This window comes from Occallatibacter sp., from assembly GCF_049510455.1.
Classification (GTDB): domain Bacteria; phylum Acidobacteriota; class Terriglobia; order Terriglobales; family Acidobacteriaceae; genus Telmatobacter.
This window is the reverse complement of sequence record NZ_JBEKYX010000114.1, coordinates 1-11,643: the sequence shown is the minus strand read 5'-3', so window position 1 is coordinate 11,643 and position 11,643 is coordinate 1. Positions and strand designations below refer to the sequence as shown.

Below are 11,643 nucleotides of genomic sequence, written 5' to 3'. Positions count from 1 at the left end.
GCGTGCACGGCCAGCGTCGTTCCGCAGGTGTTGCTGGAGATCACGAATTGGGGCGTCGTGACGAAGGTGTCTGAAGACGTTGCGACAAAGGCGTTCGCAGGAAATGTGATCGCAGTATCGCCGAAGTTAGTCAGCGTAATTGGCTGCGGAGACCCTGTCGTATTGTTCGCCTGGTTGGGGAAATTGAGCGCCGATGGAAGAATCATGAGCGATGGGCCGGTGGCGCCGATGCCGTTGAGGGCGACCATCTGCTGGCCACCGAAGGCATCGTTGTCGGAGACCGTGAGTGTTCCGGAGAAGCTTCCGGCTGTGGGCGGCGTAAACGTCACACCGATCGTGCAGGAAGCTCCGGGCGCGACGGTCGTCGAGCAAGTATTCGAGGCAACCTCGTAGTTGGCCGACGACGTAACGTCTGAGATCGCGAGCGGGACGGAAGCCGTATTTTGCAGATTGACGGTTAGCGGTGGGCTGGCTACGCCGATCGCCGAATATCCGAAGTTCAAAGCAGTCGCTGAGAGGTCGCCAAGGGGTAGCGCAAGTCCAACGCCCGTGACTGGAATGACCACAGGGCCGCCTGGATCGTTTGAGTTGATGGTCAGCGTGGTGTTGCGCGCTCCTGCCTGGGTTGGCGCGAAGACGATGTTGAAACCGCATTGGCCTTGTGCAGGGATTGTCATTGGAGATGTGGTGCAATAGGCGGGAAAGCCTGTCACGCCGACGACCGTGTAGTCGCTCAGCCCGGCAACGATGGAGGAGATAACCAGCGAACCGCCGCAGGGGGGAACTAATCCTGCAGCGCAGGGGGCGCCAAAATTCCCGATCGTCAGGTAGGTGCTCCCCCCTTGAGAACTTTGGCCCACTTGCACGCTGCCGAGGTCCATCGGCGAAGGGCTTGTGAAGATGTTGATGCTCGGGTCACTGCTGGTCGCTGCCACACCCTGCAATGGGATCGGCGCCAGGCCGGTTGTGGGAGGAGTGGTGATCAGCGTGGCCGTAGCCGTTCTTGGACCATGAGGACCAGAGGTTGGGTCGAAGTCGAAATCTATTTCGGTTTCGTTGGCGGATTCACCAATTATCACCCGCACGTTGAAATCCGCGGCGTTCGTCCCCGCGATCGTCACTCCAGTAACCAGCACTTGCGTTGCGGTAGAGACGTTTGTGACATCAACGGTGGCCTGTGAAGAATAGGCGTACCCGCCGATGAGGGCATAAGGGAACGTAACGGGATTCGGAAAGTAGTAAAAAGCGGGCGACGCTCCGGCCACGGTCCCGGTGATGGGAATCGACTGCGGACTATCGGCTGCGTTGTCGACGAGGTTCAGCGTTGCCGTGCGAGTCCCGGTTGCAGAGGCGGCTGGGCTAAAGACGATCGAGAGCTGGCATGAACTCTCAAAGCCGGGAGGGAGCGAAGGTGGGCACTGATTCGTCAACTGGAAGTCCGCGGCGTTGGGACCGCCGAGGGTGGCGTTCGCAAGAACCAGGTTGATATCGCCCAGATTGGAGAGCTGCACAAATTGTGTCGTGCCGGGAGTCCCAGTATCCGTCGCGCTGGACGTCCCGGCGATCTGAGGTGGGAATGCGACCGCCCTCGGGGCGATCGCAACCACGGGACCGACGCCCGAAGTCCCGGTCAAGGCTACCGTTTGCGTTCCGGAGGGAGCATTGTTTTGGATGATGATGGTCGCGGACTGAGTCTGCGGAGCGCAGCTGTTCGCGACGGTGCAGTTTGGAGGAAGTGGAAACGGTTGAAGGCTGACGGTCAACGTGCAGGAGGCATTTGGTGCGAGCGTGGCTCCGCAGTCGTCCGTTACCAGGAATGGAGTCGCTGACAGTAGCGGATTTGGAGAAATGGTTTGGATTCCGAGTTGGACGGGCCCTGGCCCCGTGTTCGAAATGGTTACGGTTTGCGGCGCACTGGTGGTGCCAATGATCGTAGGCGCGAAGGTGAGCGATGTGGCAGAGACCGTCATCACTGGCTCCGGACCAGGCGACCACTTCTGAACAAAGAGCGGGTTAGCGTACTGCGAATTGAGGGACACGGTCCCAGGGTAAGTACCGGGCGTCGACGGAGCGGCCGAGGCGAAACCGGTGACATAGACGTTGTTGTTGGAATCGATCTTGAGGTCGGTGGATTGGCCGATGAGCGAGGCGATGGGTGATGCGAACGGAAGGGTCGAGCCATCGTTCGAGAGCTCCGCGAGGAAGGGACTTAAATCGACGAAGTTTCCGGATGGGTTTGTCTGATAGGCATCCTTCGTGAACGGGAAGTCACTGGCCGAAGTGACGCCGGTGAGCCAGATGTTACCAACGGAATCCAGTGCGATGGCCTCCGACCAGGTCTGGTCATCTCCTCCGAGGTAGGTCAGGAAGGTGAGCGCGCCGGCAGGGGTCAGCTTGGCGACGAACCCGGTTCCGCAGGGGCTCGGCAAGAGGGGAGAAATGGCTGATGCCCAGCCACAACTTGTGGGCACATTGGGGGGGTAGAGGTCGGTGGTTTGGAACGCACCTGGCGTGGTGGGAAGGTTAGCGGATGCGGTGGATCCGGTGATGTATGCATTGCCGGTTGCGTCGAGCGCAATACCGGAAGCGGCATCATCCGCCTGCCCTTCGATCAGCGTAAAGTAGACCGGCGATAAGGTGTTGTTGTTTGGGTGCAGGCGCATGACGAAGATATGACTGTTGCCGCTGTTGCTGGGACCGCTGCCTTGGTAGGTGTGGGTAATAGCTCCGAGACTTGGCGAAAGGGGAGGCTCGGCGCTGCCGGTGAGATAAATATCGCCGGTCGCATCAAACGCGAGACCCGAGGCGAAGGTGTACGCGACACTGCCGAAGAAAGTGCCATAGCGATAAGCGCCTGTCGTGGGGTCGAGCGCCACCAGGAACGCGTTGAAGCATGGAATGGAGTTGGCGCAGGTCCCGCCGTCGAAGGCAGTCTGCAGCGTGTTTGGGACGGGCTGGAAATCGGCGGAATCGGTGTCTCCCCATACGACGAGATCGCCTGTAACCGGATTGACCTTCAGGTTGAAGCCGCCGGTGGACTGGCTGCCACCCAGCAAAGTCGAGAAGATGAGACTGGAGCCGGTCGGGTCGAGCTTGAACACGAAGGCATCGGGGCAATTGAAGCCTTTACTCACGGTGGCGCAGGCCAGGGTTGAGGCAGGTCCAATATTTTTGACGAGCGGGAAATCGGTAGAGGTGGTTGCCCCCGTAACGAAGGCGTCTCCGGAGGAGTCGACGGCGATATGGGCGGCTGTGCTCACCCCTGTGCCGCCGATGAAATCGGAATACAACAACGTGGAGCCGGTTGGATCAAGCTTGAGGACGAAGGCCTCCTGGCAGGCGCTCAGCGCGGGATTGCCCTGGAAGATCTGGAACGTCCCGCTGGAGGCCGGAAAATCCGCGGAGCAGGTATTCCCGGCGACGTAAGCGTTGCCGGCCGAGTCGATATCGATCCCGATCGCCTGACTGCCATCGTCGCCGCCGAACGAAGCCCCGTAGGTTAGGACAGGATCGATGATCAGTGCATGCGCGTGGTCGTAGGCTCCAAGTTCAAAGGCAATCGTGTTGGCGGCCGCGATCCGGAATTTGCTCTGTACCGATCTTCGAGCTCCGTCGATCTCCTGGTACGCCTCGGGGTGTTTGAGACGCACCTCCCCGGCTGCGGTGGACAGCACAAGATTCCCGCCAGCGTCGATCGAACTCGATACCGAGCCGCTCGGCTGGAGCGCAATGACCTGTGGATCGGCGCCGGGTGCGACGCGGAAGTCGTACTCCAACTGCTCAGGGTTCCCGTAGAAGACAAGATCCACGCCCGGATAGATGCCAGCCATTTGAACCCGCGCAAAATGCGGAACGCTGGTATGCCAGTTTGCCGGATCTTTGCCGATGAAATAGTTGCTCATGCCTGGCTTTTGATCGAGGCCGGACACGGATGCGCCCAGGTTTGCCCCGGCAAGACGCAAATGCAGCTGAAATTGCTGTGTTGGATTTTTTGGGCGCGGTAGGTCAGGGTGGAAAGCCGCTGGGACGAGCTTTGCCTTTTCCGGGTCGGAGGATAAGTGAAGCGAGAGCGCAATCTCGGACGGGGAGATCCCCAACGCATAATCCGGGCCATGCGCGACGAAAGCATACTGGGCCGCAGCCTGGCCTCGATTCGCCTCAAACTCCAACGGCAGCCTCCGATAATGACCGGAAGCCTCACGCGGATCTGCGTGAACAGCCGGCGGATTTCCCTTGGTCTGAGAATGCGACTGACTGGCAATCTGAGGGGAATGCGCAGCACCGTCGAGTTTCGCCGTAGAGGGCAGAGTGGGCCGATCCATCTGAGACTTTGCGGATGTCCACGAGACCAGGGCAACAAGGACTATCGAACCGATGAAGAGGAGCCTTTTCATTTCGACCTCGTTATATGTGGGGGATCGAGTGTTGGGAATCAAGCATTGGCTAAATCAAGCCGGTCAATTAGTAATCGCTCTTCCCGACTTATCCAGGTGAACGACAGGGATTCCGCGAGGCGGTGCCGGGTGAAAATTTGCGCGAGGGATTTCTGGATTCAATGCGATATGGGAGACCCGAAGAGTGACCTCGTAGTCTTGTTTAGGTTGAAGAAACTCAATGCGGTGCGGCAAGCAACCTTGGGAAGGACTCGACGCTGAGTTAGCAGCTTCTTGCCAGTCCGAATAACTGGTCTTCGAGACAAGCTGGCCAGCGGCGTCATACGTCTCGACTGAATCCACCTGTCCATGAAGTAAATCGAACTCTATCTTTGCAGTGCGCCCCGGGGCTTTACTGTACAGCAGGTCCACTTTCAACTCGCGGAGATTGGCATCGTGTACTCCCTGGAGCCGGGCCCCGGCAATCAGTCTCCCTTCCTGCCAATGCAATGCATTGATCAAAGGTTCAGGGCGCAGATCATCTCGCGCATTCTGCGATTTAACTGGCGCATCGATCGGTCCCACCAGGAAGGTCTTCTTGCCGTTTTGCGGAACCAGGAGACGAAACTCGTGGCCGTCGCTCGCCATTTCAAATTCGCGGCTGCCCAAAAACGGCACCCCTCCCGTTACGTGGACAAGGTCGGGCTGCACGAAATCGATGACCGCCGGAAGCTCTCGCGGCCGCTCCCCAACGCCATACTCTTTTCCGGCCTTGCCGCGCACGACTGCGATCAGGCGCAGGCTGCGAATTAAATGCGCCTGGAGGTTATAGGCATTGATTAATGCGGAATCATCTACGCGGCCGGCTGGATTTGACCGCGGATTGAGAAGCGAACAGAAGCGTGGCTGGTGGCTCGGATCGAGAGGGGAAACACCTGCCTGCGCGATGAGACGCAGGCAGCCCATGCAAATCAAAATGGAGAGGAACAGCAAATTCTTCATACAACCTCGCTTGTCAAGCGGTCCTTCGGCTGTGCGTGAACCCAGTGGGGAGAGATGCGGAGACGGCCGCCGCACGATGAATGTCTTCCTGAACTGAAGCTGCGGCTACCTTTACAGGCACGTGGGCATGGGCTATTCGGAGCACAGGAAGCCGCTCACGATGGTGCAGGTCCGTGGCCGACAAAGATCGATATCTCCAGCCGAGAAGGTGCCGGAGAAGGCCCCCCCTATAGCCGGACGAGGTGGTCAGTGCGAGGTTCGTGAATTCCTCGCACTGAAAGCTCGGCCACGTGCCATTCAGAGCCAAATCTCTATCGGGATGGGTTCGATCCGCTCCGGGCTGCGGAGCTGAGCCGAAGAATTGCTGATCCAAATCCGATTCATTCACCACGGCGCTAATAACAGAAAGGTGGAGAAATCGACGCTGGCGAGAATAGCCCTTCCAAGGAAACATAATTGTCACCAACGCGGAGGATGCCTACAAGGATAGGTGAGAATAGTCTGTAATCTGTTATGTGGAAATTCCTGAAACTGCGACCTAAACCGCTTATTGTTGGGGCAGTAATAGTATTGTTTGCAATGACTTTCAGCAGGCGGCGTAGGATTGAAGTCCTCTTAGGGGGCAATCGGACGATGCTATGACTTTTTACGAAAGAATCACCGCCGGTGCGCGCGCGATCTTTACCTTTGTCGCTATTTGCGGGTTTGTTTCAGGCGAATCTCTTCTACTGGGCCAGACTGTGCCACAAGTGACAGAACACGCATGTTCCAGATCGCTCCTCGATGAGCCGGAAGGATGCGTCGTCACGTTGTCTCCAGGAGAAACAAAGAACCTACTTCTCACGGTGCCGGACGGCAAAGTCAGAATGCTGACCGCCGAACAGGTGCAGGGGGTAGTGGAGTTGCGGCTACCCGATGCGGCCACCGCGAGCGCGAGTTCTCATACTCCGCAGCCATTCGCGAATCAGGCAGGTCTTCATTCCTACATTCACGTTCTTGTCGGTACCGGCGAGCAGGTGGCGATCAGCAATCCGTCGAAGGATGGTGTCGCGATGATCGTGTTAAGTGTGGGTGCAGCGCAACCCGCAGACGCGAACTCCGAGTTGGAGCGAGGCGCTGAGAGGGCGTTTGCCCATGCGGAGCTGTTACGAATCCAGGACACGCAGGACCATGCAACTGCCATCAAGGCGTATGACGAGGCTATTGCGAATTGGCAGAGTGCCGGTAACCGATCGGAGCTGGCACGCGCGCTCATCTGGAAGGCCGACTACATCGTGAACAACGAAGGAAAGGCACTGCTGGCGCTGCCTGTCATCGAGCGTGCAACGCCGATGCTGTCTGACCTGGATCCTATCGAGGCCGCACACTACTGGCTGGAGATCGCCTTTATTCACGTGGTCCATGGAGACTACGACGTGACACAGGACGCGTATCGCCGTTCGCTGGCGCTGTATGCGGCTGCGGGCGACACCGGCCACCAGGCCAAGATTCTCGACAACTCCGCGCGCGTGGAGTTGATGGAGGGTCACTCCGACATAGCCCTCACCGATGAGAAGCGCGCGGCTGAACTGGCCGCAGCTGCGGGCGACGCACGGCGACAGGCGTTCGTCCAGGAGGAACTGGCAGCCATCTACTCCACGGAGGGCGACTCTGAGGCAGCCTATCGCGCCTATGGCGAAGCGCTGCAGGCATTGAAGCGCCTGCCTCCGGAGCCGCGCATGGAAGCAGCTATCTGGGTCGGTCTTTCCGACCTATATATAACGCTGGGAGATCTTGCCCGCGCGCGGGACTCGCTCGACCAGGCAACCGCAATCTGGAAGACCACGGATTACCCGGTCGGCACAGCCGATACCCTGAACAACTATGGCGACCTGTATCTGGTGAAGGGTTCTCCGCGGGAGGCACGCAAATACTTTGAGCGCGGCCTGGCGTTGGCAGGGAGCATCGAATATGAGCGCGGCAGCATCGCTCTCATGAGCGGCCTCGGTGATAGCTATCTCTATGAACATGATGCGGTTCATGCGGAGCAGGTGCTGAACAGCGCGCTCGCCAGGGCGAAGAAAGCACAGCAGACCGATAGCGAGATACAGGTCCACTGCCAGCTCGGCGATCTTGCGTTGCTGAAGCACGACGTCAAAGAAGCCGCGGAGCAATACGCGACGTGCAGCAAGGAGGCCGTGGCCGCGAACGACGTGTACACCCGGATTCGCGCCGAGGGTGGACTCGCCCGCACCGCACTGGAAAGTGGAGCGCTCGATGATGGGCAAACTCATTGCGAACAGGCGCTGGGGATGATCGAAGCGACGCGCGGTGAGTTGCGGAACCAAGACCTCAAGACGAGCTTCTTCGCATCGCAACACGCCTATTACGATCTCGACATTCAGATTCTGGAGCGGATGGACAAGGAGCATCCAGACGAGGGCTACCAGTGGCAGGCGTTTCTGATTGCTGAACGGGCGCGGGCACGCACATTGCTCGATCAGGTTGCTGCAACGAATGGAGAGTTTCACGCTGTGGCGTCGCAGCCGCTTCTGGCGCAATATGAGGATGTGGAACGGAAGCTGCGCCAGTTTGAGGCATCTGCCGCGCGGCTGCGCGGGCCGCAAGAAAGTCAGGCGTCAAACACGGTACGAGCGGCCATCGGACGGCTCACCGTTTCCGAGCATCAACTGCATCAGGAGATATTGGCCGCCGGCGAGGTTGACACGTCGAGCGCACCATCTCATTCGCTGACACTAGAGGCTCTCGAAAATGCTCTGCCAAATCGCCATGCCACGCTTGTCGAATACTGGAGCGGGGAGAAGGCAAGCTATGCGTGGAGCATTACTCCCATGGGCATTCGCAGCTTTCGTCTGCCGCCTGCATCTGAGCTTAGCCGCCAGTGTTTGGGTTTCCGGAAAGCGCTGCTGACGGCGGTTTCACCGGACCCGCGCCGGACTGCGGAACAAAGAGCAGCGATGCGATTGGCACAGGAGGAGCAGTTGCGGCAGCTCGGCATTCAACTGTCTCGCAATCTACTTCCACGCGGCATTGTGGCCCCTGGGACAGCAACAGTGTTCATTGTGGCAGATGGGCCGATCGAATCCATACCATTTGCGGCGTTGCCGGACGGCGTGAAAGCACCTCTCCGCGACACCGCTTTCCTGAATGAGCCGTCAGCAACAATCTTCTCGATCCTTGAGAGCAATTCCATCACTTCCCATCCCATGCGGCTGGCGGTTTTTGCGTTGGGTGCGGCGTCTGCCAGTACCCAGGACGGAGAGGCCCAGTCTGTCCTTCAGAGCAATGCGCGAAATCATCCGCAGGAGTTCTCCTCGTTGCCGTTTGCCGGAGATGAAGCCATGATGATCCGTGCGACCATGGGAACCGAGGCGACGCAGTTGTTCTCAGGCGCAACCATCGACCAGGCAACGCTGCAGAATCTCAATTGGAACGAATTCAGCATAGGCCACTTTGCGATGCACGCGATCCTGAATCAACAGTATGCCGAACTGTCCGGCCTTACACTCGGCCGGGAGCGAATATCCGGTGCCGGCGCCGGGTCCGGGAATTTCCTGTGGTATGGCGACGTACGTCATCTACACGCGAAACTAGACCTGGTCGTTCTAAGTGCATGCAACACCGCATTAGGGGAGCGAGTGCCCGGCGAGGGTCTACGCGGACTCACGCAGGCGTTCTTCGCCGCCGGATCGCAGCGGGTTTTGGGGACCCTGTGGGAGGTCGACGATCAGGCCACCAGCGAGTGGATGAGGCACTTTTATCAATCGCTCAAGAAGACCCACTCTCCCGCAACGGCGCTCCATGATGCTCAGAAAGCAATGGCTGAAGACCCACAATGGAGCGCGCCCTATTATTGGGCCGGCTTTGTACTTGCTGGAGACTGGCGACCTCTACCGTAGATGACGAAGGGCCAATCCATATCGGAAGGTGATGCGAAGGTTTCCAGGCAGCGTCATATTACGCGGGAGAGCTTTGCATCGCTGCTTGCTGCATTGGGCGACACACCTCCAGGGGGAGCCCACTATGAGCAACTTCGTGCCAAGCTCATTTTTTTCTTCTCCCGAAGGCTGCTTGCTTTTCCTGAAGACCTCGCCGATGAAGTTCTGGATAGGCTTGCCTACCGGCTATCGCAGCATACTGAGATAGCTTCAGCTGAAGCTTTCGCATTGGGGATTGCGAGACATGTCGCACAGGAGCAGAGCGGCAGGAAAGATCAGGTTCAAAATGTCGACCACACTTTTTTCGATAACGTTTCGGCCCCAACAGCCACTCTGAGTAACGAGGAAGAGATTGTTCTCATGGAGCAGTGTTTGAAAAAATTACCTTCTTCCGAGGCCCGCCTGCTTAGAGGCTACTATTGTGCGACCGGGAACAATCAGATCAAAGCACGCAAGAGTCTGGCCGAAACATTGGGCGTTTCGCCGATTGCATTGCGGCAGCGCGTATTTCTCGCCCGGCAACGGCTGCAGAAGTGCATGACAGCCGCTCAAGATAAGAACAGAAAATAGGAGAGGCGTTCTCAAAGCGAACGCCATTGAATGGAATGAATACGGATCAACAGCAATTACGCGATTACCTGCTCGGCCGATTGCCGGAGAATCTGGCAACCGAGTTGGACACGCGTCTATTTGCCAGCAACGAGTTGAACCGTGAACTTCAGGATGAGCAGGATTCGCTCATTGAGGATTTCGTATACAGACGGCTGGCAGCTGTGGAAGACGAAGCTTTTCAAGCGCAGTGTGCGCGGTCTCCGGTACTACAGGAAAAGGTGACGTCTTTTCGCGTTTTCCTGTCTGCGCTCGAAAGGCAGTCCGATTCAAAATCGTCGCCTCTAACCTTTCGCTCCCGGCAATTTCTCGGTCTTCTTTCACCTGCGCTGGCACTCTTGCTTTGTTTCGCGAGTTTTCTATACATACGAGAGCATCGCAGGAACACGATGCTAAACTCTCAACTTCTGGCGTCTTCGCAGACGTACGGATCGAACACGTCGTCCAACGAAGACAGACGCTCCACTGTTGTCGCCTTTCTGTCGGCCAATGTTCCGCGAGGCCCATCCACTGCGCCAGAAATTAGAGTCCCGGCAACAGCCCGCTTGCTTGAACTACAGGTCGAGCTGCAGCCTTCCCCTTCCGGGGAAGCCGATTGGGACGTGGAACTGCTGCACGACACCGAAGTCATCTGGACGTCCGTGCATGTCCCATTGCATCGAATTGGGCCGGAAGCCTTTCTCTCCTTGCCAATTGATACAGAATCCATCCGCACCGGCTCGTACGTCGTTCGATATTCGCTGCACTCAGACCACGGAACAGCCCAATTCCGACCATTCCATTTAGTGAAGTAGGGAGAGGTGAGCCTCGAATGGGTTCGGAGGCGACATGGTGCCTGACGCACACATTCCTCATTGCCGGCAATTTTCATGAGAAGGCAAGTCAAGTTTAGTTTTGGCCGTTTCAGCAAGCACTGATTGCCAACCAACGGGAGGGGCGACGGTGCCGCGGTCCTTCCCTGGAGGCTGTAATTCACTTTATCCCTCTTGGATCAAAAGTCAGGATGAGCAGCTTGGATCTCCACTCCGCCACGCAAGAAGCCGCGCGGCTCCGGTCGAGATGACGCATGATGGGTGGGTGGTTTGGGGAATGACATGTGAGTTTTGGAGTGTTTTGTGTGTCCCTGATCCCCGTGCGTGTGTCGGTCGTCGCTGACCGTGCACCGTCAGTCGAGGCGTTCAGGCAAGCGGTCTTCCGATCCTGCATGTTCCGCGCGGCGCCGACATCGACCAGCGGAGACGGCTGTCTTGCACTCCTCGCCCCCGGAACGCAAACTAAAGCTGTTGCAAGAAGTCGAACAATACGGCAGGTAATCGCAGAAAATCACCGTCAAGTATTCTTTTTTCGCGAACCCTGTCGCGTACTATCTCGCCAATGTGCCCACGCGCCTGATGCGGTTGCCAAGGCTCATGACGCAACGACAAGGAAGTCTCAGCCAGCAGTGTGCCTGAACCCAGGGCGCGAGCCTCGGGGATGTTCCCTGAGCATCGCAAACCCCCATAAACACAGATCAAACACCCACTTCAAACAGATTTTGAACAAGAAGAAATGACAAGCATCAAGAAAAACACCGCAATCAGGCGAATTTCAACAAGTTCTTAGTACTACAGTTGTAGATAGAAGATTGGGAGGGGTGAACCTCGTTTGCGGTAGTGACATCGCAGAGCGTGGAATTGATGCTGCCTTCGCCATTGGGACCAGTGGAGAAGATGCTCAACGCC

The 11,643-nt window shown here is 57.8% G+C and carries 5 protein-coding genes; 3 read left to right on the top strand and 2 right to left on the bottom strand.

The features are described from left to right. Positions 1 to 4,394: DUF7948 domain-containing protein (locus tag ABSG47_RS17950; protein ID WP_424171078.1), on the bottom strand; the 4,394-nt coding region annotated here is incomplete at its 3' end. A gap of 63 nt (positions 4,395 to 4,457) precedes the next feature. Beyond that, positions 4,458 to 5,375 (bottom strand): hypothetical protein, encoded by a 918-nt coding sequence (locus ABSG47_RS17945; RefSeq protein ID WP_424171077.1) that lies wholly within the window; start codon positions 5,373 to 5,375, stop codon positions 4,458 to 4,460. A 638-nt stretch (positions 5,376 to 6,013) separates the two neighbouring features. Here ABSG47_RS17945 and ABSG47_RS17940 point away from each other — a divergent pair. Genes ABSG47_RS17940 through ABSG47_RS17930 form a run of 3 tightly spaced genes read left to right on the top strand, consistent with a single transcriptional unit; the run spans position 6,014 to position 10,716 of the window. Beyond that, the gene (locus tag ABSG47_RS17940) at positions 6,014 to 9,274 is read left to right on the top strand and encodes a CHAT domain-containing protein (RefSeq protein ID WP_424171076.1); all 3,261 of its coding nucleotides are present in this window, start codon (positions 6,014 to 6,016) and stop codon (positions 9,272 to 9,274) included. Further along, positions 9,275 to 9,883 carry an RNA polymerase sigma factor gene (locus ABSG47_RS17935; RefSeq protein WP_424171075.1) on the top strand — a complete coding sequence of 203 codons (609 nt, stop codon included), beginning with the start codon at positions 9,275 to 9,277 and terminating at the stop codon, positions 9,881 to 9,883. 35 nt (positions 9,884 to 9,918) lie between these two features. Then, entirely contained in the window at positions 9,919 to 10,716 is a 798-nt protein-coding gene (locus tag ABSG47_RS17930; protein ID WP_424171074.1) for a hypothetical protein, read from the top strand. The last annotated feature ends 927 nt before the right edge of the window (positions 10,717 to 11,643 follow it).